The sequence below is a fragment of the Synechococcus sp. R5-12 genome, assembly GCF_047502655.1.
Taxonomy (GTDB): domain Bacteria; phylum Cyanobacteriota; class Cyanobacteriia; order Thermostichales; family Thermostichaceae; genus Thermostichus.
Window position 1 is genome coordinate 1 of the sequence record NZ_JANSIM010000099.1, and the last position, 26,012, is coordinate 26,012.

The 26,012-nt window shown below is 58.9% G+C and carries 21 protein-coding genes, 1 pseudogene and 1 riboswitch; of the genes and pseudogenes, 16 read left to right on the forward strand and 6 right to left on the reverse strand.

The annotated features are described in order from the left end of the window. Window positions 1-273: pseudogene (locus NW843_RS06120) on the reverse strand (hypothetical protein); the annotation flags it as partial. 153 nt (window positions 274-426) lie between these two features. Between NW843_RS06120 and NW843_RS06125 the strand changes: the two are divergent. Beyond that, window positions 427-861, forward strand: coding sequence for a Fur family transcriptional regulator (locus tag NW843_RS06125; protein WP_414331897.1), 435 nt, complete (start codon window positions 427-429; stop codon window positions 859-861). A gap of 47 nt (window positions 862-908) precedes the next feature. Here NW843_RS06125 and NW843_RS06130 read toward each other — a convergent pair whose 3' ends face one another. From NW843_RS06130 to NW843_RS06140, 3 genes are all read right to left on the reverse strand, one after another. Next, on the reverse strand, window positions 909-3,014 hold the full coding sequence (locus tag NW843_RS06130; protein ID WP_414522409.1) for a thioredoxin domain-containing protein: 2,106 nt from the start codon (window positions 3,012-3,014) through the stop codon (window positions 909-911). A gap of 106 nt (window positions 3,015-3,120) precedes the next feature. Further along, complete coding sequence (locus tag NW843_RS06135; protein ID WP_414522410.1) at window positions 3,121-3,624, reverse strand: GNAT family N-acetyltransferase; 504 nt, start codon at window positions 3,622-3,624, stop codon at window positions 3,121-3,123. 73 nt (window positions 3,625-3,697) lie between these two features. Next, window positions 3,698-4,165, reverse strand: coding sequence for an SRPBCC family protein (locus tag NW843_RS06140; RefSeq protein WP_414522411.1), 468 nt, complete (start codon window positions 4,163-4,165; stop codon window positions 3,698-3,700). Window positions 4,166-4,459: 294 nt separating this feature from the next. Here NW843_RS06140 and NW843_RS06145 point away from each other — a divergent pair, with 294 nt between their 5' ends. Continuing rightward, window positions 4,460-5,236 carry a DUF502 domain-containing protein gene (locus tag NW843_RS06145; RefSeq protein ID WP_238376947.1) on the forward strand — a complete coding sequence of 259 codons (777 nt, stop codon included), beginning with the start codon at window positions 4,460-4,462 and terminating at the stop codon, window positions 5,234-5,236. Here the strand turns inward: NW843_RS06145 and NW843_RS06150 are convergent. Further along, complete coding sequence (locus NW843_RS06150) at window positions 5,233-5,583, reverse strand: TIGR03792 family protein (RefSeq protein WP_011432948.1); 351 nt, start codon at window positions 5,581-5,583, stop codon at window positions 5,233-5,235. The two genes, NW843_RS06145 and NW843_RS06150, sit on opposite strands and share 4 nt — an antisense overlap. A 35-nt stretch (window positions 5,584-5,618) precedes the next feature. After that, complete coding sequence (gene aroA, locus NW843_RS06155; RefSeq protein ID WP_414522423.1) at window positions 5,619-6,953, reverse strand: 3-phosphoshikimate 1-carboxyvinyltransferase; 1,335 nt, start codon at window positions 6,951-6,953, stop codon at window positions 5,619-5,621. A 246-nt stretch (window positions 6,954-7,199) separates the two neighbouring features. Here aroA and rsmH point away from each other — a divergent pair, with 246 nt between their 5' ends. The 14 genes from rsmH to NW843_RS06225 all read left to right on the forward strand — a co-directional run bounded on the left by rsmH (window position 7,200) and on the right by NW843_RS06225 (window position 25,931). After that, a complete protein-coding gene (rsmH, locus tag NW843_RS06160; protein WP_414522412.1) occupies window positions 7,200-8,099 on the forward strand; it encodes a 16S rRNA (cytosine(1402)-N(4))-methyltransferase RsmH in 900 nt (299 codons plus the stop codon). Window positions 8,100-8,275: 176 nt separating this feature from the next. Then, entirely contained in the window at window positions 8,276-8,824 is a 549-nt protein-coding gene (locus NW843_RS06165; protein ID WP_414522413.1) for a hypothetical protein, read from the forward strand. Between the two features lie 329 nt (window positions 8,825-9,153). Continuing rightward, window positions 9,154-9,306, forward strand: a riboswitch (cobalamin riboswitch). Window positions 9,307-9,347: 41 nt separating this feature from the next. After that, window positions 9,348-11,318 carry a TonB-dependent receptor plug domain-containing protein gene (locus tag NW843_RS06170; RefSeq protein WP_414522414.1) on the forward strand — a complete coding sequence of 657 codons (1,971 nt, stop codon included), beginning with the start codon at window positions 9,348-9,350 and terminating at the stop codon, window positions 11,316-11,318. A gap of 101 nt (window positions 11,319-11,419) precedes the next feature. Beyond that, entirely contained in the window at window positions 11,420-11,848 is a 429-nt protein-coding gene (locus tag NW843_RS06175; RefSeq protein ID WP_414423784.1) for a DUF1636 domain-containing protein, read from the forward strand. Window positions 11,849-11,859: 11 nt separating this feature from the next. Next, entirely contained in the window at window positions 11,860-12,729 is an 870-nt protein-coding gene (locus tag NW843_RS06180) for a (2Fe-2S) ferredoxin domain-containing protein (protein WP_414522415.1), read from the forward strand. Between the two features lie 51 nt (window positions 12,730-12,780). Next, window positions 12,781-13,374: a hypothetical protein gene (locus tag NW843_RS06185; protein ID WP_414522416.1), complete on the forward strand. Its 594-nt coding sequence runs from the start codon at window positions 12,781-12,783 to the stop codon at window positions 13,372-13,374. Between the two features lie 122 nt (window positions 13,375-13,496). Further along, on the forward strand, window positions 13,497-15,545 hold the full coding sequence (locus NW843_RS06190) for an ArsA family ATPase (RefSeq protein WP_414522417.1): 2,049 nt from the start codon (window positions 13,497-13,499) through the stop codon (window positions 15,543-15,545). 32 nt (window positions 15,546-15,577) lie between these two features. Continuing rightward, window positions 15,578-17,638, forward strand: coding sequence for an NAD-dependent DNA ligase LigA (gene ligA, locus NW843_RS06195; protein WP_414522418.1), 2,061 nt, complete (start codon window positions 15,578-15,580; stop codon window positions 17,636-17,638). An 812-nt stretch (window positions 17,639-18,450) separates the two neighbouring features. After that, on the forward strand, window positions 18,451-19,797 hold the full coding sequence (clpX, locus tag NW843_RS06200; protein ID WP_414522419.1) for an ATP-dependent protease ATP-binding subunit ClpX: 1,347 nt from the start codon (window positions 18,451-18,453) through the stop codon (window positions 19,795-19,797). A gap of 70 nt (window positions 19,798-19,867) precedes the next feature. Then, on the forward strand, window positions 19,868-20,557 hold the full coding sequence (locus NW843_RS06205; RefSeq protein WP_414329043.1) for a potassium channel family protein: 690 nt from the start codon (window positions 19,868-19,870) through the stop codon (window positions 20,555-20,557). Between the two features lie 59 nt (window positions 20,558-20,616). After that, window positions 20,617-22,041, forward strand: a complete 1,425-nt coding sequence (locus NW843_RS06210) for a TrkH family potassium uptake protein (protein WP_414522420.1) — start codon at window positions 20,617-20,619, stop codon at window positions 22,039-22,041. Between the two features lie 78 nt (window positions 22,042-22,119). Next, window positions 22,120-23,226, forward strand: a complete 1,107-nt coding sequence (locus tag NW843_RS06215; RefSeq protein ID WP_414343695.1) for a phosphotransacetylase family protein — start codon at window positions 22,120-22,122, stop codon at window positions 23,224-23,226. A 465-nt stretch (window positions 23,227-23,691) separates the two neighbouring features. Then, the gene (locus tag NW843_RS06220) at window positions 23,692-24,192 is read left to right on the forward strand and encodes a ribonuclease H family protein (RefSeq protein WP_414522421.1); all 501 of its coding nucleotides are present in this window, start codon (window positions 23,692-23,694) and stop codon (window positions 24,190-24,192) included. 95 nt (window positions 24,193-24,287) lie between these two features. Next, window positions 24,288-25,931, forward strand: coding sequence for a DUF3352 domain-containing protein (locus NW843_RS06225; protein WP_414522422.1), 1,644 nt, complete (start codon window positions 24,288-24,290; stop codon window positions 25,929-25,931). The last annotated feature ends 81 nt before the right edge of the window (window positions 25,932-26,012 follow it).

Genomic DNA, 26,012 nt, shown 5'->3' on the forward strand with positions numbered 1-26,012 from the left:
GGGGGGGATGTAGAGGCCATGGGGGGCATCTGGATGGGGGACGACGGTGGGGGTGGGCTGGGGGGTAGGAGAGGGGAGAGCGGCTCTAGGGGATCCCATCCCTGGGGCTAGATGAGAGGGCTGCTGCCGACTGGCCCAATAGGCTCCTGCCAATCCACTGCTGCTGGCCAACCCCAACAAACCCAGAATTACCTTGCGCCGCTGCATGATCTTTGCCCCCAACACTCCAGCGGTATTGTAGAAAATCAAAAGGCTGATGTTGGGCTCTTCCATCTGCGCACGGCCTGGACTCGGCTCGAAGATGGCTATGCGCGGCAGCTCTTGTAGAGTTCGGGGTGTTTTTTGAACAACTGTTGACGCACAAATGCTACCTTGGTAGAGATGAGCAACTACCTATCTCAGACTCGGTATGACTTGAGGTTTTCCATGCCTCGCCCCTTGGATTCTTTGGAAGCTGCTTTGGAACGGTGCCGGGAGTGCAATCTGCGTTTGAGCCGACAGCGCCGTTATATCCTGGAGCTGCTGTGGCAGTGTGGCGAGCACCTCTCCGCCCGCGAGATTTACGATCGCCTAAATCAGCAGGGCAAACCGATTGGCCACACGTCCGTTTATCAAAACCTGGAAGCTTTGGCCAGCCACAACATTGTCGAGTGCTTGGATCGTGCCGATGGGCGCCGCTACGGCAACCGCACCCATCCCCACAGCCACGTGAACTGTCTGGATAGCAACCGCATCTTGGATGTGGACGTGGAGCTGCCGCCTGAACTGCTGGCCCAAGTGGAGCAACAAACGGGCACCCGCATCCAAAGTTACCGCATTGAGTTTTTTGGGGTGGAAAAGCCTGCGGAGCCCCAGCAGTAACCTTGGCAAAGGGATCCCTGCTGTCCTGGGAAAAAATTGGGCAAAGGTCAGTAAGCCCGGTTTTGGCCTTTGGTGATTTGGGACTGGATTTGCTCGAGAGAACTGGCAGGGGCCAGGCATTTGTTGCCCCAGCACACCAGCCCTAGAGCTCCTTCCGGCAGAGGTTCGGCTTCGGTGGGGAGAGCAAAGACGGTGGTGGGCCAAGATCGTTGCTGAAAGGCGGGAATGGAATCGGCCTCCAGGGTGACTTTCACCCAATTGCTATACCAATCCAGTCCGGCAAAAAGGCTGGGGCAGGTGCGCGGCTGGGTGCTCATGATGTGGGCAAAGGTTTTCAAGGCCTGCTCTGCCCGCTCCAGGTAGTCCAGATCTCCAGTGAGGGCGGCAAGGCGCACCAGGTTGGCAATGGCCACCCCATTGGCTGCAGGGGTAGCGTTGTCCTGGAACTCCTTCTCTCGCACCAACAGCTCAGGGGCACTCTGGGCATCGCTGACAAAGTATCCCCCCCTGGCCGGATCCCACAGTTGCGTATCCATCTCCTGCTGGAGCTGGAGGGCAGCCTGCAACCAGTCTTGAGGGGTGGGATCCCCCACCAGAGGCAGGCAGGCTTGCTGCAAGTCCAACAGGGCCTTGATCAGCAGGGCGTAATCTTCCGATTTGGCGGGCACCTGAGCTGTGCCATCGTAGTTCAGGCGCAACAGGGATCCGGTCTCAGGGTGGCGCTGCTGGCTGAGGATGAATTGGGCAGCCCGCAGAGCGAATTGCAGATAGTCTGCGTTGCCGAACACTTGATAGGCCCGCGCCAGGCCGGAGATCATCAAGGCGTTCCAAGAGACGATCATCTTGGTGTCGGTGACAGGTGGGATTCGCCCTGGCCAGGATTGCAGACGGGCCGATTGGGCATCCACTGCCGGAGGGAAGGGAACTCGTCGATCCGCAGAGCCATAGCGTGCCTGAAACAGATGGGTGGTCAAGGCGGCTTCAACTTCTGGCGGCAACGCTCCTCCCTGTTGGCGCTGCAAGACGATGCAGCCGGGCCGATCGGGGAAGTTGCCCCCCGGCGATAGGTCAAACGCCTGCTGCAAGGCGCGGAAGGTTTCTTCCCCCAAGAGCTCCTGCAGCTCCTGCCAGCGCCAGACGTAGAACTCTCCCTCCTCTGGCTCTCGATCTTCTGCCCGGGCAAAGCTGTCGGCATCTTGAGCGGCGTAGAAATACCCGGCAGGGGCGGTCATCTCTCGCGCCACCCACTCCACCGTCAGCCGCACCGCCCGCTCGATGGCCGGATCTTGGATACCGTGCGCCCACAGATCGGAGAGAAACTCCAGGATCTGCCCGTTGTCGTAGAGCATCTTTTCAAAGTGGGGCACCGTCCAGGTGGGATCCACAGTGTAGCGGTGAAAGCCGCCGGCCACATGGTCGAAGATCCCTCCCAGCACCAAGGCCATGCCTCGCTCTTTGGCCCGTTCCAGAGCGCTCTGCGAGCCGGGGATCCCTTCCGGTGGGTCGAAGCGGGCTGAGCGCAACACCAACTGAGCGTAGGGCATCATGGGAAATTGCTGCACCGCCCCGGCATTGGAGAGCAAAGGCTGGATCTTGGGGATCCCAGAGCGCAGCAGGTCGGCGGGAATGTGGTCTTCCGGCACCAGGTCGCTGAGGGTGGTCAGAGCCGTCAAAATCTGGCCTTTCATCTCCTCTATTTTTTCCTTTTCCTGCCGGTAAAACTGCAGGATGCGCTGCAGCAAGGCCAGAAACCCCGGGCGGCCAAAGCGGGGCTCTACGGGAAAATAGGTGCCGGCGTAAAAGGGCACCAGGTCATCGGGCGTGAGGAAAACATTGAGGGGCCACCCCCCCTGCCCGCTCATGAGCTGCAACGCCTGCATGTAGATGCTGTCGAGATCCGGCCGCTCCTCGCGATCCACCTTGATGGGCAAAAAATGGGCATTGAGGAAAGCGGCGATCTCCGGGTTGGAAAAAGCCTCGCCCTCCATGACCGTACACCAGTGGCAACTGGAATAGCCGATGGACAGAAAAATCGGCCTATCCTCGGCCCGGGCTTTCTCCAGAGCCTCAGGGATCCAAGGCCACCAGTCCACCGGGTTCTCGGCGTGCTTGCGCAAGTAAAGGCTGGAACTTGTGGCGAGGCGATTGGCCATGAGTACACCCTCTCACCCTTTTTGCTTTTCAGGCTAGCGCGTCCTCCTCCCAAGGCAGAGCCAACCCACTGTTGTTCAAGATACACTCACCCAGGATCCCTGTCGGTCAAGCCTGCTCCTGCTCGGCAGCCGGGACTAAAAACTCCAGAGGGCGCCCGTGCAAGACCAAGGTGGTGCTGGGATTTTCCACAAAGCCGATTCGCTCGTAAAAGCCACGCTGATGGGTTGTGAACAGGTAGATGCGCTCCACCGACTGCAGGTGGGGATGGCTGATCAGGGTTTCCACCAACTTGCGGCCAATGCCCTGACGTCGGTAATCGTGATCAACCACGATATCCCAGAGGACGGCTCGGTAAACCCCATCGGAAGTGGCGCGGCCAAAGCCAATCAGGCGCTCCCCATCCCAGGCGCTGACCACCGGATGGCTGTGGGCAACGGCCCGCTCCATCTCCTGCCGCTGGCGATTCTGCGCCCAAAAGGCATTGCGGTTCAACAGCAGGAGAAGCTGATCCAGATCCAGCTCGCCCCGCTCCAGAGAGAAGCGAATGTTGCGGTTGTCCACCGGCTGATGAGAGAGGGCAATGACAGGCTCAGGAGAGGGATCTGACATGAAGCGGCCTTTGCAGTGGCGAGGGTTGACAATGGGGAAGGTCGGCGAAACACTTGGGCCTGACGAACGGAGACTAGCTGGCCGAGGCACCTTCGGCGGTTGGCCCCGCATGCTCTAGGGCATAGGCTTTGAAGCGCTCCAGATCCGCCTGGATGGTGCTCTCCACCACTTTGCCCACAAACAGGCCATCCAAGATTTTGCCGAGGATCCCCGGGAGCTTGTAGGCCACCGACAGCTTCACAATGGTACTGCCTTTGCGGTCGTAAAAGCGCAGCGCGCCCCGATTGGGCAGCCCCTCCACCGAACTCCAGCCAATGTGTTGGTGTTTCACCACCGTATGGGTGCGGGAGATCCAACTGAAGGTGAGGCCGCGGGTATCCAGTGTCCACCGGGATAGCTCCTGATCCAGCAATTCCACCGAGCGGATCCACTTCATCCAACGGGGCATGAGGGTGAGGTTGGCCCACAAATCCCATACCTGCTCGATGGGAACAGGCACCTCCACCTGACAGGTATGCTCTAGCCAATCTGACTCTGACATAGGGCCTCCCACGCAACACCCGGCAGAAACACAAACCATCCAGGGGCTTGACCACAACGCCTCGGAACGGGATCCCTGCCTTTACAAAATTTTATATCGACCTAAGATAGCATTATCGGCCTCGTGAAAGTTTGGGGCTCTGCGCTTTTTGGCAGCCCGGTTTCTTTTTCGAGCAAGTTGCGGCTGCCCCCCATGAGGGCAATGCAGAAGGCAGGTATCATGATTGCCATCTGCAAGCTCCACTTGCAAAGGTTCGGTGCATCCACTCGGTTGACTCGACGGGACGACCTCACCATGGTTTCACAATGGAAACAGCATCTTAAGAACTACTTCGTGGCGGGGTTGCTGGTGGTGATCCCTCTGGCAACTACCATTTGGCTGACGGTGGAGGTGGCCACCTGGAGCATTGGCTTTCTGACCAGCATTCCGAAGCAGTTCAATCCCATCCAGGGTTTGCACCCGATCTTGATCAACCTCATCGATCTGGCGGTGGGCCTGTTGACGCCGATTGTGCTCATCCTGTTGATTGGCTTCATGGCCCGCAACATTGTCGGCCAGTGGCTGCTCAATCTCAGCGAACAGTTGCTCCATGCGATTCCGGTGGCGGGGCTGGTGTACAAGACCTTGAAGCAATTGGTCAGTGTTTTGTTTGCCCCCAACAATCAGCGCTTTCGGCGGGTGGTGCTGGTGGAATATCCCCGACCAGGAGCTTGGGCGCTGGCCTTTGTGACGGGCACCATTCAAACTCCCATTCGGCCCGATGGGCCGCAGCGCTCCCTTGGCCTGTTTGTGCCCACCACCCCCAATCCAACGACGGGCTGGTACGCCATTGTGCCGGAAGACCAGGTGGTGGAAGTGTTCATGCCGGTGGAAGATGCTTTTAAGATGCTCATTTCCGGCGGCATTGTCACCCCTGAGAGTTTTGAAGCGGGGCTGCAGCGGCGAGAAGGAGCTTTGGCCGTGACCATGCCCAGTTTGCGGGAGCTGGTGGAGCAGGAGCGGGTGGCAGGATCCCCCAGGGCTGACTCGGTGGGCTCTGAGGTAGGTTTTGAGACTGAAGGGATCCCTTAATCCTGCTTTCCTGTCCCTGCAGAAGGGCCGGGCTGCCAGAGCTGGTATTCTTTGGCCTGTTCCAAGCGCACATAAAAAGGCCGCATTTGCCGATCCAATGCCTCCACTTGCTCGGAGGGAAAGGCCTTCCAGTCAGCACGGCTGGCCCAGCGGAGGATGAGGTGGACAAGTTCGGGATCCTCTTGATCCAGCCAAACTTCTTTGCCCAGAAAACCCGGATGCCGGCGCAGGGCGGATCCCCAAACCCGCTCGTCTTGCTCAAGAAAGGCTGCTTGCCCACCGGGAGGAACCCGGAAGCAGAGATGTTCGATGGCGATAGGGCCGGGCGGGCTGGGGCAGGTCGACATAGGAGCAGAGGCGGCAAAGTTAAAGATGGGCCCTCTCAAGACTCCAGGGGGGAAGCAGTCAATCGTTGCAGGGTGGGAATGAAGTCGGGGTAGGAGATGCGGGCACAGTCGGCTCCCCTGAGGAGGGTGGATCCCTGCGCTCCCAAGGCGGCTACCATCAGGCTCATGGCGATGCGGTGATCCTCGTGGCTATCGACCTCGGCCCCATGAAGAGGGATCCCTCCCTTGATTTCCAGGCCATCAGGATATTCAGTGACCTGGGCTCCCATGCGGCTCAACTCTTGGGCCATGGCTGACAGGCGGTCGCTTTCTTTCACCCGCAGCTCTGCGGCATCGCGAATCACGGTGATCCCCTCGGCAAAGGCCGCCGCCACCGCCAAAACCGGGATCTCGTCGATCAGGGTGGGGATGAGATCGCCGGCGATGGTGCAGCCGCGCAAGCGGGCCGAACGCACCCGCAGATCTCCCAGGGGCTCGCCGGCCATTTCCCGGCAGTTTTCAATTTGAATATCGGCCCCCATCTCCTGCAACACCTGCAGCGCACCGGTACGGGTGGGGTTGAGGCCCACATCCCTTAGCAGCAATTCGCTCTCGGGCACAATGGAGGCGGCCACCAGCCAAAAGGCTGCCGAGCTGATATCCCCCGGCACCTGAACTCTCTGGCCCACCAGGCGGGATCCGCCCACCACGGCCACGGTTTTTGTTTCCGGATCCACCTGAATGTTGGCCCCGAAGGCCCGCAACATCCGTTCCGAGTGATCCCGAGAGAGAGCCGGCTCGGTGACTTGGGTGGTGCCTTCTGCCAGCAGACCCGCCAGCAAGAGGCAGGATTTTACCTGCGCTGAAGCCACCGGGGAGCGGTAGTGAATGCCCTTGAGGGATCCCCCTTGTACGGCCAAGGGTGCCAACGTCCCACCGGCCCGTCCCCAAATGCTGGCCCCCATCTGCCGCAGCGGTTCTACCACCCGCCCCATGGGCCGCGAGCGCAGGGATCGATCGCCGGTGACGGCAAAAAAGCGCCCGGCCTGGCCAGCCAGGATCCCCAGCATCAGGCGCAAGGTGGTGCCGGAGTTACCTGCATCCAACACGTCTGCCGGTTCTTGCAGCTGGCCCAGGCCAACTCCCCGAATGCGAACACACTCGCTGTTGAGCTCCGAAATATCTGCCCCCAGCGCCCGAAAACAGGCTGCCGTACTGCGGGGATCCTCTCCCAGCAACAGCCCTTGGATGGTGGTTTCTCCTTCGGCCAGGGATCCCAGCATCAGGGCGCGGTGGGAAATGGATTTGTCGCCGGGGATGCTCACTTGGCCGCGCAGGCCCTTGGCCGGCGAGAGAGTGAGGATATCGGTAGAAGAAGAGTGAGTCAACACAGCAACCCTGACGGCAGACTGGGCAAAAGCGGGAGCAGTCTCATCATACTCAGAGCGGGACTCGCGCCCCAGAGATTTTGCCAGGGATCCCAAGACAGCCTGTCTTTTGACGGCCACCCCTCTTTTCCCAGAGGATCACCTTAACAACATGGATTCCTCGGTCGGGGCCTGGCCTCGGCCTTTTTTTTGCAGATACTGAACTTTGTAGCAGCAGAAATAGACCCCCCGCAGACCGTGCTTGGCAAGGTGTATCAACACGACTCTGTTTTGACCGAGGAGGTGATGGCCTACCTGCAACCCCAGGGGGGCGGTATTTTTTTGGATGTGACGTTGGGAGGGGGTGGGCACAGCTTGGCGCTGCTGCGGGGGGGGGCTGCCCGAGTGGTGGGGTTGGATCGGGATCCGGCGGCTCTGCAGGCGGCGCAAGCGCGTTTTGCAGCAGAAGGGATCCCCAGTAGTCGCATCCAACTGTGGCACCTCAATTTTGCCGATTTCGATCTGCAGCAGCATGGCTTTCGGGATGAGCAGGGGCAGGGGATCCCCTTCGATGGCATCGTGGCCGACTTGGGGGTGAGTTCTCCGCAACTGGACTGTCCTGAGCGGGGATTTAGCTTTCGCGGGGAGGGGCCGCTGGACATGCGCATGGATCCCAGTACAGCTCAGGAGACTGCCGCCGATTGGGTTAATCATCGCCCGGTCGAAGAGTTGATCGAGATTTTCACCCGTTACGGCGAAGAGCGATTTGCCCGCCGCATCGCCCATCACATCGAGCAGGCTCGTCCCCTCGCCACAACCACTCAGTTGGCCCAGGTGGTTTGGCAGGCAGTACCTCCGGCAGCTCGGCGAGGCCGCATCCACCCGGCCACCCGCGTCTTTCAGGCGTTGCGCATTGCCGTGAACCGAGAACTGGAGGCTTTAGAAACCTTGCTGGCCCAAGCCCCCACTTGGTTGAAACCCGGCGGCAGGTTGGCCGTAATCAGCTTCCATAGCCTTGAAGATCGCTTGGTGAAATGGGCCTTTCGCAGGGATCCCCGTTGGCAGGTGCTCACCCCCAAGCCCTTGTCCCCTTCCGAACTGGAACGGCAACGCAATCCACGGGCCCGCTCTGCCAAACTGCGAGTGGCTGCCCGCAGCAGTCAGATGTAGGTTTAGGTTGGTTCTCCCGCTCTCAAGAGATCGGCTACCGTGAAGCGGACGGCTAGCCCGCCGAGACCAGGAATCGGGAGAAGGGGGTTGCTGTTGGGGGGCGCGGGGAACTAGGGTGAAGCGGAACCGGCAGTCCTGCACCGTCGGATCCCTTGGTGTGTGTGAGGTTAAGCCCTATGGTTAGCCAGCCTTTGAACGCAGGTCTTGATCGTCCCAAGAGCCCTCGTCGCCACAGACAGCCTTCTGCTCTGAGCCGACCCCTCTCCGGTACAGTTCAAGCCAGCCGCACCCAGCCTTTGGATTTGAAGTTGAAATCAGCCCATCCTCGCAGCCAGCATCTTGCTTGGGCAGAACACCTAGCCTGGTGGAAGCAAATCTCCACAGGGATGGCTATCCTCTCCGGCGTTTCAGTGTTGAGCCTTTACAGTTGGACTGTGCATACCCAAAGCCGGTGGAGCCAGCGTTACCAGGTGTGGCAGCAGATGCAGCGCAACGAACGACAGTTTCTGCTGACTCAAGAATCCATTGCCAATTCTCTGCGGGAAATCGCCGACCGCTCCGAAATGGTGCCGCTGGTACCGGATCGGATGATCGAGGTGCCGATTGCCTCTCCCAGCCATGTTGAACCGGATCCAGCCCACCAGGCAACGGCTTTGCCAGAAAGAGCGCTCCGCGCCGCTCACGCGACCGAAAAAGCCCCTCTTTTCTATCCGGTTGGGTACTAATTCATACGGATCCCGCCCATGACGGCTAGGCAAGCGTCCCCATCTTGCTTTCCCAAAAGCTGTGGGTCTTGTGAAGTCTCAGCGTATCTCTGTTCTCTAAAAGGCTAAGGGATCCCTGGGCCTCGCGATCTGGAGTAGCAGCGGGCTATCCTTCAACTGCTTACAAAGCAGTGAAGAAATCTGGCCTAAATGGGATGTGGCCCATCCGAAGCCCTGGGATTGCCGTTGGGATCCCGTTCACCCCTGGGGATGACATCCCCCCTGGCAGGATAGGAACTCCAGAGCAGGGGATGTATGATGCCTAGCACGGCTTTTTCGGAGCAATCGCAGAGAAAGCTGTACCGACAGGTTGTCCTGGGGATCAGCCAGGGCATGTAAAGGGGAAAGTCCGGTGCAAGTCCGGCGCTGTGCCGCAACTGTGATGGGCTTGGGCTAGACCTATGCCCTCAGTCAGGATGCCCGCCTGCGGTTTTGGCTCGCATTTCTTCCGCGTCGCACGGAATCAGGAGCTTCAAGAAAGAAAATGAATCCCATTCTAGGTCTCAGCCTGGCGCTGGGGGGTCTTGTTTTGGGGATCCCAGCGTGGGCGCAGCCGGCAGCTTCCCCGCCCTCAGCTCAAGAGGTTTTGGAAACCGGCGTTAGCGCCGAGATTTTAAATCAACCCGTCACCACGCCTTTTCGTCGCCCCGGCTTGCTGCGGGATTCTTCCCGCCCGGTTTACGTCGTTACCCGCCAGCAAATTCGAGAGCAAGGGGCAAGAACCGTTCAGGAGGCCCTGCGCTACCTGCCCGGGATCCTCAGCGACGGCACGGCGGGAACCCAGTTGGGAGCCCTTAGCTCCCAGTTTATGCGGGGAGGACGAACGGCCCAGGTGTTGGTGCTCTTGGATGGCCGCCCCATTAACGACCTGGGCTTTTTTGGCGGGTTCGATCTGTCTCAGATCACTACAGATGTGGTCGAGCGTATTGAGATCTCTCCAGGTGGGGGCTCCACCTTATACGGCTCCGATGCCGTTGGCGGGGTCATCAACATCGTAACCCTGGATCCAAAGCCGGGATCCGAGACCGTGCTGGAAGCGGCTATCGGCAGCTACGGCCTCAACGAGCAAGGGATCCAAAACCGCGGCCAAGCGCAGGATCTGGGCTGGGTGGTCAGCTATCGCCGTCTGCAGAGCAACAACGACTTTCCTTTTGAAATTAGGCGTTTGGGCAAAGCCGGCAGGCGGGAAAACTCGGCGGTGGAGTACCACAACCTACAAGCCAAGCTCACCTGGCAATTGGCAGAAGGCCAAGTCCTAACCGGAAATGCCCTTTATCTCAACAAAGCGTTTCAGGTGCCTGGCAGCACCGAGTTTCCCTCCCCCGATGCAGGGCAAAACACCAACGACCTGCTGTTAGATCTCAGTTGGCTGTGGGATCAAGAGAGGGGATCCCTGCAAGCCAGGGTATTTTTTGACGACCTCAACTATCGCTTCAGCGCCCCACAAAGCCAGGGATCCCGGGATGAGATCCTGCGAACGGGGTGGGGATCCCAACTGCAATACACCTGGAAGGCTGCTGAAAACCTGGAGCTTACTCTAGGAGCAGACTACCGATCCATTTCAGCTCGCAACACCACCTTCTCCTTTGCCAGGGGATCCACCAACGTCAACTATGACAATACCGTGAACCAAGGGGCCCTCTTTGCCCGCCTGGATTACAAGCCACAGCCCAACTTTTATCTCAACTTAGGTGTTCGCCAAGATTCGAGCAATCTGGTCAACGGTTCGGCCACCTCTCCTGCCGCAGGGATCCGCTGGGTTTTGGCAGAAAGCACCACCCTGAGGGCCAATTATGCCGGCAGCTTTCGCACTCCCTTGATCTCAAACCTGTTCTTTCGGCTGCGCGGCTTTTTTGAAGTCGACGGCAACCCCAATTTGCGCCCGGAGCGGGGAGAGAGTTTTGACATTGGCCTGGATCAGGCTTTGGGAGATTTTGGCCTACTGCGCTTGACCTTTGCCCATAACCGCATCCGCGATGGCATCACCTTTGTCAGCACCGGCCCGCGCAGGGGAACCTACGAAAACATTGAGCTCGTGGAATACACAGGCATAGAAGCAGCCCTGGATTTGCGGCTGGGGGAAAACTGGACTCTTTTTGCCAACTACACCCTAAACGATCCCATCATCCGCTCGGCGCTGGATCCCAAAGCGGTTGGCAAACAGCTAGCCTTCGTGGGAGCAGACAGCTTCAACCTGGGCCTGAGCTACCGCGATGCAGAGGATCGGTATGCCTCAGTTTTCCTGCATCACATTGGCACTTTCTTTACCAACAACGCCAATACCCAATCTCTGCCCGGCTACACCAACCTGGCTCTGCGGGGAGGGATCCCGGTTGCAGAAAATCTCGCTCTCGAGGTGGGAGTCGATAACCTGCTGGATGAGCAATATGAGGTTTTCCCCGGCTACCCCGGAGTGGGTCGCACCGTTCGGCTCAATCTGAGAGGCCAATTTTAAAGGCTTAGCCATTTCGCTCACTGCTTGACCACTCGCTTAGATATTGAGATCATTTCCCCTTCTTCATCGCGCCCTTTACAGTCAAGTCTGGATTGCAAGTTATGCCGGTATCAAGCAGCTCTGTGTCTCAATCAACTTCCCAGTTGCCAGTTCAAGCTGGCAGCGCTGCTCAGCAACCCAGCGGTCATTATCTCTGGGTTTGCATCACCTGCGGATCTCGGTGGGTTAACGGCCAAAAAGAAGGGACTAGCAAGGGAGAAATGCTGCTGTCTGCCCTGCAATCCCAAACCCTCCACCCCCAACTAACTCTAAAACCAGTTGCCTGTATGAGCGCCTGCAGCCATGCTTGTGTCGTTGCGTTGGCAGCACCTCAAAAGATGACCTATGTTTTTGGAGATCTCGATCCAAAAGATGTGGATCTCATTCTGCAGACAGCAGAGCTCTACCTCACCAAGCCAGATGGGATCCTACCCTGGGCCGAGCGCCCTCTCAAAAAAGGGGTGATTGCTCGTATTCCACCACTGCACTGAGGAGCTTTCTCATGGCCACTTTTACCCCCTGGATAACCCCCCTCCATCAAGCTTGGCAGGAAGTTTCTCTGACGGGTTGGACAACCCTTTATGAAGGGATCCCTGCCCACATCGACTGCTTGGGGCCGTTGCTCTACGAGCTGTTTCAAGAGCACTGGGCCGAGATCCAGGTGGGCCATGTGGCGGAAGGCGGGGTGCTGGAGCTGGCTTTCAAGAAACCTCCAGCTTTGTGCGTGCTCTACGATGGCTATCTAACCGTTGCCACCGAAACTTGGCACCTGCATTTGTGCCTGGAGGAGCACCAAGGCGGCCCCCATCGCAAGACCCCACCCGAGCTGCGCCGCAAAAGATTGGTTAGCTGTGCTGCTCTCTACCGGCGCCTCAATCCCCAAGGTCAGCCCCGCATGTGGGGGATCCAATTCTGGAATGGAGCAGAAGAACCTTTGCTGCAGATTTTTCTGCCCAGCCCCTTTTTGGGGCCAGAGGAAGACTACCTGCCGGAAGGCAAAGCAGATTACCAAAAGCTTTCTCTTTACGAGCGCATCCGCGCCATCTATGTGCAGGGGAAAGAGCGGATCCCCTATGAGGATAACCCTCTTAAACGTCCCTACCTTGCCGTCTGTCGTTCCAGCCGTTGTTATCCTTCCCGCAACTACCAACCGGTTGTGGAAGCTCTGGAATCGGCTCTTCGAGAAGCCAACCTGGACGTACAGGTTATCACCTCAGGCTGCTTGGAAGTTTGCCAACAGGGGCCCGTGGTTTTTTACTCTGGGGATCGCACCTGGTACAAGCGGGTTACTCCCCAAGTAGCTCGGCAAATTGTTTTTGAGCATTTGCTTAATAGCTGTCCTCTGAAAGACCACCTTTTTCCAGGAGATTAAAGCATGATTGGCCTGCAATCGAGTGCTCAACCTATCCCCAGATCTTGCCGCTTGATCTCAGCCCCACTTTGGATACAAGCTGCTCAAGATTTGGCCCGAGGCTGGTTCTGGCCCAGCTTGTTTACCACCGTCGGCTGCCTCAGCAATATTGCTTATACATGTACCCTTCCCTTTGTAACTGTTGGTATTGTTGCGGGCACAACTTTAACCCGCCAAAGGGCAGCCATTAGTGCTTTGATGATTTGGCTGGCCAACCAAATCTTTGGCTACACCTGGCACAACTATCCCCGCACTCCCGATTCGTTTGCCTGGGGGTTGGTGCTGGGGATCGGCACGGTGGGGATTGCTCTTGCTGGCGGTTACCGACCTCTGTTTTCTCAGTCCAAGCCGCTTCGGCCAAGGCAACTGCTGCTGAACTATCTCTGGATCCCGGCCATGCTCATCTTGGGGTTTCTGGCTTTTGAAGGGCTGATTTTGGCCGCCGGCCTGGTTTTGGGGGGAACGGAGGGCCTGACCCTGCCCATTCTGGGCAAAATCTGGCTGCACAACTGGCTGTGGACAGGACTTTGGATTGGGATCCACACCCTGCTGGTGTGGGACAGAGGACGTCGCCGGGTGTGGCTTGGAGAGGAGAAACTGCGGTGAGCTGCTCCCGTACAAGCTCTTCCCATCCCGTCAGCGGTGCGGAGTACCTTTGCAGTGATCTAGAGCATCCCCAAGAGGGATCCAGGCCAAAATAGGGGCGACCTATGTGGGAGGGGATCCCTTTGCAACTCAGTCGCGTTAACAGTGAGGAGCATTCCTGCCATCCTCTGCTCTTGGCTTCCCAACGCCTCTTGCTGTTCAGCGGCAAGGGAGGAGTGGGCAAAACAACCTTGACCTGCGCGCTGGCTCGCCAACTGGCCCAGGTGGATCCCCAGCGCCGTCTGCTCCTGATGTCCACAGATCCCGCCCACTCGTTGGGGGACGTGCTGCAAATCTCGGTTACGGATGTGGCCCAACCCTTGCCGGATCGCCCCAATTTGCAGGTGCGGGCTTTGCAGGCGGAGATTTTGCTGCGGTCTTTTCGGCAAACCTATGGGCCGGCCCTGGAGCTCATTGCCGAGCGGGGCAGTTGGTTTGGCCGAGAGGATCTGCTGCCGATCTGGGATTTGGCGTGGCCGGGGGTGGATGAGCTGATGGCCATTCTGGAGGTCAACCGGCTGCTGGCGAGGGAGGAGGTGGATACGGTCATTCTGGATACGGCCCCCACCGGGCATACCCTGCGGCTGTTGGAGCTGCCCGACTTTTTGGATAATCTGCTGGCTGTGTTTGCCACCTTTCAGGCCAAGCATCGGGAGATCGCCCAAGCCCTGACGGGCACCTATCGACCGGATGAGGCGGATGCATTTTTAGCCCAGTTGCAGAGGGAACTGGAGGGGGGCAAAGCCCGCTTGACCACTCCGGAGAGCACTTCTGCTTGGCTGGTGATGATCCCGGAGCAGTTGAGCGTGGCGGAAACCCGCCGCTTTTGTCAGCAACTGCAAAACCGCCGCGTGCCCATCGGCGGTCTTCTGGTCAATCAGGTGCTGCTTGCAAGAGAGAATAACAGCCAACCTTCGCTGCCCGCTGCTCTCCCCTCTCCTCTCTACTCGGCGCGTCAACAGGAACAGCGGCGCGTGCTCAAAGCCCTACAGGAGGAGCTGCCCGGATACTCTATCTGGGTCTGTCCTTATCAACTGCAGGAGCCGGTTGGGTTGGCGGCCCTAGATGGGCTGGTGCAGCAGCTTCGCCCCTTGCCAGAGGTGCTGCTGGAGTTGGAAGGGATCCCAGAGCAAAAAGCAGAGAGCCAAGAGAAGAGAAAGTCTCTCTTCTCCACCCTCTTCCCTTCCTTCAAGGGGATCCCGTCCCTACCGGATTTTTTGACCCAAGGGATCCGACTGGTGTTGGTGGGGGGCAAAGGGGGTGTGGGCAAGACGACGGTGGCCGGGGCCCTGGCTTGGAACTTGGCCAAGCGCCATCCCGACAAGCAGCTCTTGCTGGTCTCCATCGATCCGGCCCACTCGCTGGGGGATCTGTTTCAGACGAAACTGGGTCAGGATCCCATTCCCCTGCTGCCCAACCTGCTGGGGCAGGAGATCGATGCGGCGGTGGTGCTGGAGCAATTCCGGCAGGATTACCTGGAGGAGGTGGCGGCCATCTTGGCGGGGGAGGGGACGGCAGGGGTGGAAGTCCAATACGACCCGCAGGCGTGGCGGCAACTGCTGCAGATGCCTCCACCCGGCCTGGATGAGGTGATGGCCCTGTTGAGTGTTCTCCGACAGGAGACGAGCGGGCAGTTTGACCTGGTGGTGCTGGACACGGCTCCCACAGGCCATCTCTTGCGGTTTCTGCAGATGCCCCAGGCTCTGGAGGGCTGGGTAAGCTTGGCCCTGAAGCTGTGGCTGAAATATCGGGATGTGGTGGGCAGGTCGGAATGGGCGCAGCGGATGCGGGAGCTTTTGGCCCAGGTGCGGCAGCTTCGGCAGCAGCTCCAGGATCCCCAGTTTGTTACCTTTATCCCCGTCTTTAACCCCGAGCAAGCAGTTCTGGCGGAAACCGAGCGTCTCTTGGCGGAATTGGATGCTTTGGGGATCCCTCATCCCTACGCCGTTCTCAATCGGGTGTGGTTGGAGGATTCTACCCCCTTTGGAGAGGCCCTCCGCCGTCGTCACCAGACTCTTCTGGCCCAGCTCCCCCAGCCATTTTCCCAGCAGGCCATCTTGACCATCCCCTTCCTACATCCTCCCAGCTTGGAGAATATCGGCTCCTACTTATTGGCTCCTCAGGAGCCCTAACCTAGGGGTAGACCTTGCTCACCCAAGGAGTTATGGATCCCCATCTGGAAGAACGCGCCCGCGAGCTGCGCACCCTGCTGCAGAAGGCCAGCATTGCCTACTATGTCCACGATGCGCCCATCCTGGAAGACAGCGTTTACGACCGCCTCTACCGCGAGCTGCAAGAGCTGGAGCGGGCTTACCCTGAACTGGTCACTCCCGATAGCCCTACTCAGCGGGTGGGAGAAAAACCTGCAGAGCATTTTCCCACCGTCTTCCACCGCATCCCCCTCTACAGCTTGGAAAACGCTTTCAACCCAGAAGAGCTAGAGGAGTGGCAAGAGCGTCTGCTGCGAGTTTTGGGCCGTGCCCCTGTTCCCGACAGCAGGACAGAGGGAGAGCTGGAATATGTATGTGAGCTGAAGATTGATGGCGCCGCCTTGGCCCTAACCTACATCGAGGGTCTTTTGGAGCGGGGTGCTACTCGGGGGGACGGACAGGCCGGAGAGGACATCACCCCCAACGTGCGCGCCATTCGTTCGATTCCCCTGCGGCTGGCGACAGCAGATCCGCCTCCCGTTTTGGAGGTGCGGGGGGAAGTCTATCTGGCCCTGGCCGAGTTTGAACGGATCAACCAAGAGCGTCGTTCCGCTGGGGATCCCCCCTTTGCCAACCCGCGCAACTGTGCTGCCGGTACCCTGCGGCAGTTGGATAGCCGCGTTGTGGCCGCCCGCAAGCTCAGCTTCTTCGCCTACGCCCTCCACTGGCCGGAGGGATGGCCTGCCGGGGATCCCCCGCAAACCCAGTGGCAGTGTCTGCAGCAGCTCAAGGAATTGGGATTTCCAGTCAACCCCCTTTCCCAGGTCTGTCGGGGCTTGGGGGAAGTGATCCAGTTTTACGAGCGGTGGCGGGGTGCCCAGCTCCCTTACGCCAGCGACGGGGTGGTGGTGAAATTGAACTCCTTGCGGCTGCAGGAGGAGGCCGGCTTTACGCAAAAATTTCCCCGCTGGGCCATTGCCCTCAAATACCCTGCCCAGGAAGTCCCCACCCGCATCCGCGCCATCGTGGCCAGCGTGGGCCGTACCGGCGCCGTCACTCCAGTGGCAGAGCTGGAGCCGGTTCCTTTGGCCGGCACCCTTGTCAGCCGCGCCAGCCTGCACAATGCCGATCGCCTGCGGGAGCTGGACGTGCACATCGGCGATACTGCCATCGTGCGCAAAGCCGGGGAGATCATCCCGGAGGTGGTCGGGATCCTGAAGGAATTGCGCCCTGCCGACGCTGTTCCCTACAGCCTGCCCAGCCAGTGCCCCGAATGCCACGCCCCTTTGGTTCGTCCCCCTGGCGAAGCCGTGACCCGCTGCCCCAACCCCGAGTGCCCGGCCAAGCTGCGGGGCCAATTGCAGCACTGGGCCAGCCGTGATGCTTTGGATATCGAAGGCTTAGGGGAAAAGCGGGCAGCCCAATTGGTGGAGAGCTTGGGGGTGCGCACCGTAGCCGATCTCTACCGCCTCACCCCAGAGCAGTTGCAGGGCTTGGAGGGAATGGGATCCCGCTCCAGCCAAAAGCTGGTGCAAGCCATTCAGCGCTCTCGCCAGCAGCCCTGGGAACGGGTGCTCTACGGGCTGGGGATCCCCCATGTGGGGGTGGTCACTGCCCAGATTTTGGCCGGCCACTTTCCCACCCCTGAGCTTTTGGCCCAAGCCAGCGCAGAAACCATCGCCCAGATCTACGGGATAGGTGCGGAAGTGGCGGAAGCGGTGGTGGCCTGGTTTGCCGATCCGGCCCATCGTCGCCTGTTGCAGGAGTTGCAGGCGCTAGGGATCCCCGCTCTTCCTCAGCAGGAGAACCCTGCCGTCTCCCAGATCCTGGCCGGGAAAAAATTCGTAATCACCGGCACCTTGCCCACCCTCTCCCGCCAGCAGGCCAAGGCTTGGATTGAAAGTCGGGGGGGCAAAGTCACCGCCAGCGTCAGCCGCCAAACCGACTACGTGGTGGTGGGCTCTGACCCCGGCTCCAAGCTGGAGCAAGCCCAACAACTGGGGATCCCCCTGCTGACCGAGGCTGAGCTGTTGGCGCTGGATCCCACCGTGGAATCCGGTGATCTGCATCCTTGACAGGGTGGATCCCCGAAAAACTTGGGTAGGGTGGGTTGTCTTAGCGGCAGGGATAATTTATGATTTACCTCTAGTGAGGAGTGGACGCCAATAGGGGGAAGCGAACGAAACACGGACAGTTCCTTCCCCTTTTTGGTTACAAAAAGGCGCGGCCACACCTCCAAAAAGTATCCAACTTAACTGAAGGATTCCTTTGCCAGTGCCAGATAAGTTCAACTATGATGGGATCAGCGGAGACGCATGTTTCCGTTCACTCCTCACACCATCTTCCGCTCGGCGTCAAGTCGGGCGGTTTTTCTATAAATCCGTCCAAAGGATGTATGACCATTCCCGATAGCAGCGAAACGGCTCACCCCTTCCATTTCCAGTTTTCCTCCTTGTGAGACACTTGGGGAGAACCGAGGCTGTGGCGTTTGCACGGGTAGCGCAGAGCGCTGGAGAAGCTTATGGTCACTTTGAAGCAAGAATGAAACACCTCCGTTGCATTGCTTCCCAGCTCCCTTTTGAAGAGTGGGTGGTCGCGGAAGCGGCACGGAGCGCTTGGGAAGTGTCTCAATCCAGTTTGAAATGACTATATCTCCAGTCTTTCCAGTTGATCCCCATGGGAATCTCTTGGCACCCTGCCCCCTTGGGGATCCGGAAACAAGCCCTACGAGCCCAGTGGAGATGCTAGACTAGTAGGTCAGTGAGATTCCACCAACTTCGGCCTCCTTACGCTTTCGCAGCCAATTTGCGACTGGATTGGAAGGTTTAGTTTTCTTCTGGCTTTTGCCGGATTAGGATAGCCAAGAGCAAGCAGCAACGAGGATCCCATGGCCAAATATGACTCCCATCTAAAGTGCTCCTTCTGCAACAAGTCACAGGATCAGGTGCGTAAGTTGATTGCGGGGCCGGGGGTCTACATCTGTGACGAGTGCGTGGAGCTCTGCAACGAGATTTTGGATGAGGAACTCTACGACGGCAACACTCCTCCTGCTGCCGCCCCTGCCGCCAGCCGTCGCGAAACCCCCAAAAAACCCTCCCGCAGCCTGCCTTCTCTGGCTCAGTTGCCCAAGCCGCAGGAGATCATGCGCTATCTCGACCAATATGTGATTGGCCAAGAAAAAGCTAAGAAGGTTTTGTCGGTGGCGGTTTACAACCACTACAAGCGTCTGGCTGCCAAGGCCAACCCCGGCAGCATTGGAGTTTCGGAACTGGATGAGGTGGAGCTGCAGAAGTCCAATATCTTGATCATTGGCCCCACCGGCTCCGGCAAAACCCTGCTGGCGGAAACCCTGGCTCGCATGTTGGATGTGCCTTTTGCGGTTGCAGATGCTACCACCCTTACGGAAGCTGGCTATGTGGGCGAGGATGTGGAAAACATCCTGTTGCGCCTGCTGCAGGTGGCGGACATGGACGTAGAAGAGGCCCAGCGCGGCATCATCTACATCGACGAAATCGACAAAATTGCCCGCAAAAGCGAGAACCCCTCCATTACCCGCGATGTCTCCGGCGAGGGGGTGCAGCAGGCTTTGTTGAAGATGCTGGAAGGGACAATAGCCAACGTGCCTCCCCAGGGAGGGCGCAAGCACCCCTATCAAGACTGCATTCAAATCGACACCTCCAACATCCTCTTCATTTGCGGAGGGGCTTTTGTTGGCCTGGAAAAAGTGATCGAGCAGCGCATTGGCAAGAAATCGATGGGCTTTATCAAGCCAGGGGAGCAATTGTCGGTTAGCCGCGAGCAACGTATGGCCAATGCCCTCAAGGCTTTGGAGCCTGAAGACTTGATCAAGTACGGCATGATTCCCGAATTCACGGGGCGGCTCCCGGTAGTGGCGACTTTGGATCCGCTGGATGAGAAGGCGCTGGAGGCGATCCTGACGCAGCCCAAAAACGCCATTCTCAAGCAGGCGCAGAAGCTGTTGCGCATGGACGGGGTGGAACTGGAGTTTGAACCTGCCGCCATTGCTGCCATTGCCAAAGAGGCTTATCGCCGCAAGACCGGGGCTCGCGCCCTGCGGGCCATTGTGGAAGAGCTAATGCTGGATGTGATGTACGAGGCACCCTCCCGCCGCGACCTAAAGCACATCCGCATCACCGCAGAGATGGTGGAGCGCCGTTCCACCCGCGAGCTGATTCCTCACCCCTCTACGCTGCCCAAGCCTGAGTCGGCCTAGAGTCGCGGCCCTTCCGATCCCTGCTGGATGAACTTATGATCTGTTCTTGAAAGAGGGGGCAGGAGATCCTATGGCAGGGACTGCGTTCCGCTGGCGCGAACGACAGCGGGTGGATCGTGAATATGCGGTAATTGGTCTGGGGCGCTTTGGTTCTAGCTTGGCTCTCACCTTGATGGAGCGAGGGCACAATGTCTTGGGGATCGACCGCAGCCGTGAGATCGTGCAGCGCCTGGCGGATCAGCTGACGCAGGTGGTGGCACTCGATTCCAGCGATGAAGATGCGCTGCGAGCGGTGGATATCCTCTCCTTCGACACGGTGGTGGTGGCCATTGGCAGCGATTTTGAGAGCAATTTGCTGACGACGGTGGCCCTGAAAAGTCTGGGGGTGCGCAATGTGGTCTGTAAGGCGTCGACCGAGCGGCAACGCTCTATTCTCCTGCGAGTGGGGGCAGATCGGGTGGTGTTGCCGGAGCAAGAGGCAGGGCGCCGTTTGGCTCAGGTGTTGACGGCGCCGGGGATCCTAGATCAGCTAGAGCTGGAGCCGGGCTACAGCATTACGGAATTACAGGTGCCGGAGGCGTTGGTGGGCCATACGCTGGCGGAGTCGGATCTGCGTCGCCGCTTCGGCATCACGGTGCTGGTGGTGAAGCGAAAGCAATCGCTGGTGGTCTCTCCCCCCGCAGACTACCTGCTGGAAAAGGGGGATTTGCTGGTGGTTCTGGGGGCCAATACCAACATCTCGCGGCTGAATGAAATGTAGGGAGGGCTCCGATGAGAGAGGGCTCCGTCCCGCTTCCGCCAGAGGAGGGCTCTGAGCGCTTGGTTCCACCGGTACCATCCCGCGCCCGCCACCTGCCGACACCGGGCTCGGCATTGTCTCAGTCCTCTAGGGCCTTTGGGAATCGTCTGCAGTGGTTTTTCGGGGGGGACAGGCGTCGCCCGCTGCCGCCGCCATTGCGGCTGGTCACAGGGTTGGGGCTCTTGGCAGTGGTGGGAACTTTGGTGCTCATGTTGCCGGGGATCGGGCGTGGGGATCCCTTGAGCTGGAATGAGGCGCTGTTTACGGCCATGTCGGCCCTGAGCGTGACGGGGCTCTCGACGATTGTGGCGGCGGAGGATCTCACCCTGTTGGGCCAGATTGTGCTGCTGATCCTGATTCAGATTGGCGGGGTGGGCTTCATGGTGTTGGCGGTGGTGGTGTTTCAATTGATCGGGCGGCGCATTTCCCTCCTCAATCGCTTGGCGCTGTGCAATTCGCTGGGGCTCATCGATCCGGGGGCGATCCTGGAATTGACTCGGCGGGTGCTGCTGGGGGTCACTCTCATTGAGTTGGGGGGGGCTCTGCTGCTCTGGGTGCACTGGCGGGATCTCTATGGGCCGGGGCGGGCAGTTTTTCTGGCTATTTTTCACGCGGTGTCCGCCTTTTGTAATGCGGGATTCGACCTGTTTGGCCGGGAAGGGATCCCTACAGACGGTCTGTCGCTGGCGATTTTGGCCGGTCTGATTTTTATCGGCGGTTTGGGCATCCCAGTTTTGTCGGATTTGTTAACCTGGCCACGGGGCCACCGCCCCTCTCTGCACACCCGGATTACCCTGGGCGTGGTGGTGGTTTTGCTCTGCACGGGCGGCATTGGCTTGTTTTTGGGAGAGAGCTTGCCCGGCGGATCCCTGCTGGAGGTAAGCTGGCCCCGCCGCTTGGGCCTGACGTTTTTTCAGTCGGTTTCTGCCCGAACGGCTGGGTTTGCCGGGATCCCCATTGAGGATTTGACCCCGGCAAGCCAGTTGCTGCTGATGGCTCTCATGTTTATTGGGGCAGCCCCAGCTTCTATGGGGGGCGGCATGACCACCGGCACCTTGGCGGTGTTGGTGTTGGCCCTCTGGGGCTATGCCCGCGGTTTGCCCAGCGCTCAGATTGCCGGGCGCAGCTTGGATCCCTCCATGGTGCGCAAGGCGGCAGCGGTGTTAACGGTTTCTCTGTTTGTGGTATTGTTGGCGGCTTGGTTGATTTTGCTGACCCACAGTAACAGTAGGTTGGATCCGGTGTTGTTTGAAGTGATCTCCGCCTTTGCCACCTGCGGCCTCTCGACGGGCTTTACCGGGGAGCTCAACTGGTTTGGCCAACTGATCATTGTGCTGGTGATGTTCTGGGGCCGGTTGGGGGCATTGACGATTGTCTTGGCCTTGGCTCAACAACAGCCCCGCCCGTTGGTAACCTACCCTGAAGAGTCGATCCTAATCGGTTAGTCCAGAACTGAGGAGAGAGCAGCCTCCGTTAGACTGAGTAAGGGATCCCTTCGTCCCTCTCGTTACCGGGAGCCATCCGTGTCCAAGTTCCTTTTAATTGGTTCTACTGAGCCCTTCAGCGGTAAGTCGGCTGCCATCTTGGGTTTGGCCAAGCATCTGCAGCAGCAAGGGATAAAAGTCACCTATGGGAAGCCCATCGGTTCTTGCGAGCGGGAAGATTGCTCGCTGGAAGGGGGCGATCCGGATATGCGCTTTGTGGCGGAGTCTCTGCGGCTGACGATGGATCAAATGCCGCCGATGCTGCTCCGGCTCAACGAAGAGGCTTTGCTGGCTCAAATGAAGCGAGCTCCCGGGGATCCAGCTCCAGAGTGCCCGGTTGCCCCTCTGTTGGAGTTTGTCCAGCGCTCCCCTGCCGATTTGGTGCTGCTGGAAGGCCCAGCCGATCTTTACGAGGGGGAATTGTTTGGCCTGTCGCTGGCCAAGATGGCCCAAGCCCTGGATGCTCCGGTACTGCTGATCAGCCGCTACCATTCCTCCTTGGCTGTTGATTCTCTTCTCTTTGTCCATCGTCAACTGGGATCCCGCTTGGCAGGCGTGCTGCTGAACGATGTGCCACCTGACCAAATGCAACCGGCAAAAACGATCATTCGGCCTTTTTTGGAGGGACACGGGATCCCGGTGCTGGGGATTTTGCCCTCCCATCGCATTTTGCGCAGCATCAGCGTTGGGGAGTTGGTGCGGCAACTGGATGCCGAGGTGCTCTGCTGTCCGGATCGGATGGACCTGATGGTTGAAGACATTGCGGTAGGGGCGATGAACGTCAACTCGGCCTTGAAGTACTTCCGTAAGCTGGATCACAAGGCGGTGATCACCGGCGGAGACCGCACCGATATTCAACTGGCCGCCCTAGAAACTTCCACCCTCTGCCTGATCTTGACCGGCAAGCTCCCTCTGGATCCCCGCATTCAGTCTCGAGCAGAAGAGCTGGAAGTGCCGATCCTCTCGGTGGATCTGGACACCTTCACCACCATCAACCGCATCGAACGGGTTTTTGGGCAGATTCGCCTGCACGAGGAGGTGAAAGTCCGCTGCATCCAAGAGCTAATGTCAGCGAATTTTGACTTTTCCCGTCTCTATGCTCATTTGGGCTTGACACAACCCCTAGTGTCGGCGGTAGGTGCATAAGAAAAGTTATTACTGGCTTCTCTATATTTGGTGTCTAAATAGATATTTCTTCGAGATTGAGCACTATATCTGATCAAGACGAAATAAGCTCAGTTTTGACGCGCTGGTCTCTAGTGTCTGATGCTTTCCAGTATCTGCAATGATTTCTGCAAAAAAACGCAGGGATCTCTCGCCGGTTTGGCCTACTCACCGAATTCGAGAGATATCATGCGAGTATTCATCACCTCAACACACCACTCCTCCCCCAGATTTTCTGGGGGTTTTTGTTCGTACTGTTTTTAACCTTGTGCGTCAGTGTCACGTAAGCTGATGTTGACGGGGTTTATGCTGCTAATAGTGTGAAACAAAGCTTTTCTGAAGCTGAATACACTAAACAGTGGTGCCGGCACGCCCTTCTGCAATAAGATGCAGTGTCTGTTGTCGAGCCGGGATCCCAAATGTTGCCGTTAGCGCCGGATGAGCACCATGGCCAAGGTTTCACGGATGCACAGCCGCAAAGGAGCGGGCCCCAGCCGTCTGGTTGCCTGCCCCCACAGTGGCATCTTCACCGACGGGGGATGTTCTCCCAATCCGGGGCCAGGGGGATGGGCTGTGGTGGTGGTTCAAGATGATCAAATTGTGGAAGAGTTTTGGGGAGGGGATCCCGATAGCACCAGCAACCGCATGGAACTGACCGGCTTAATTCGGGCTTTGCGGTATTGCCGTGACACCCAAGGCAACGGCGTAGATACCATCTACAGCGATTCCCACCTCTGCGTGCAAACCTACAACCGTTGGATGTCGCAGTGGGCAGCTCAGGGATGGCGGCGGCGCACAGGCCCGGTGGAAAACCTGGATTTGATCCAGGAACTGTATCGGCTAAAGCAGGAGTGCCCCCAGGTGCGGGTGGTTTGGATCCAGGCTCACGAAGGGTTGCGCTGGAACGAGTACGTGGATGAGTTGGTCGCTCGCGCCCGGCCAAAGTAACAATTTCTACATATTCCGATGTATGAGGCTGCGATCACAGACAGGCTCTGAGTCCATCGCCTATCCTCAAGAGGACGGCTCGTCGCAGGTGTGATATGAAGACCCAACTTCAGTGCCGGTTTCGTCCTCTCTCCCTTACGTTGATGGCGGTGGGGGGCTCTTGGCTCCTGGGATCCTGCCAACTCAGAGGGCCACAGGTACAGTTGCCCGGCGATGTTCTGCCGGAAACCGCGCTGGTTCCCCAGTCGGCGCCCCTGGTGCTGACCTTTTCTACCCAACCGGAAGAATCTTTTCGCACTCACCCTGACCTTTTGGCCCAGTGGGAGAGCTGGACGGCAGAAGCTTTGGCTGAAACCGGCAAGGAGTTCTCTCGGGAAGAGATGCAAGCTTGGGCTGGCGAGCAATTCACGATGGCAGTGGTGATCCCCAATCTGGTGCCCGGAGCTGCCGAGCCGGTGCCTGGGATCCTGTTTGGAGCCAGCACCCGCAACGCTGATTTGTCTGGGCAATTCTTGGCCCAGGTGCGGCAACAGGCAGCAGCAGAAGGGGCCAACTTCGAGCAGCGCCAGGAGCAGGGGGTCACCCTCTATGTGCAAACCAACGGGGAGCCGGGCGAGCGGTGGGTGACTGCTGAGTTTGGCAACCGTTTTGTGGCGGTGGCCAACGACCCAAGGGTGATGCAGCAGGCGATTGCTGTGTATCGCGGCGAAGCAGAGCCGATTGGCCGCTCCGAAAGTTTCCGCACCGCTGTTGGCGATCTGTATAAGAGCGGCACGCTGGCCTTTGCCTACTTCAACTTCCAGGCTTTGCAGGAGGATCCCGAATCTTTCAAAGACTGGATGCAGGATCTGGATCCGGCGACGCTGGGATCCCTGCAACCCCTGCGCTCTTTGGCCATGGCTGCCCACTGGCAGGAGCAGGGCCTGCGGCTGCGCATGTTGACCCAGACCGATCCGAAAACCCAGGTGCAGGGGGGGTGGCAAACGGCTCGCGGCGAACTCATTCAGCGGCTGCCCGGCAATGCCTTGGCGGTGCTGACCACCCAGCAGATTGCCCAGCGCTGGCAAGCCGTTATGCCTGAGCTGGAAAAAGATCCGCCGGTCAAGGAGTCGTTAGAGGAGCTGCGGGCTGAGTTTCGCGCCAATACCCGTTTGGACTTGGAAAAAGATCTGCTGGCTTGGATGGATGGGGAGATGGCCCTGCTGGTGGCACCGGATGCCCAGGCCCATCCCCTGTTGCAGGGCATGGGAGCAGCCTTGGTGATCGAGACCAGCCAAAAAGACAAGGCCAACGCGGCCCTGACTCAGTTGGATCGGCTGGCCCAAGAATCGGGAGTAGGGGTAACGGAGGCGGGTGGACAGGTGACGTGGGCGGATCCCTTGTTTAACCGCCCGCTTTTGACCCGCGCCTGGGAAGGCAACTATTTGATCGTGACCAGCAGCACGGCGGCGCTGCAAACCCTCGCCCAACGCCAGGGCAATTTGCTTCCCCAAACCGAGCCGCTGAAAACCCTCTACGATCAGTTGCCCAAGCCCAACTACGGCTACTTTTTGCTGAATTGGCAAGGGATCCGAACAGTGCTGGAGGCCACACTACCGGGTAGTTTGGCAGGCTTGGAGCCGGAGGCCCGTGAGCTGCTGACCCGCATCGATGGGCTGGGGATTACCAGCTACCCTGCCGGGGATCACGCCTTTGGGGTGGAGCTGCTGGTCACCGTGCCGCCCAAGCCACAGCCGTAAGCTCTTTCCCCCCTCTCCCTTGGGGAGAGGGGCTGGGGGTGAGAGCATGACTCTAGTCAATAATAAGCTCAACTATACTGA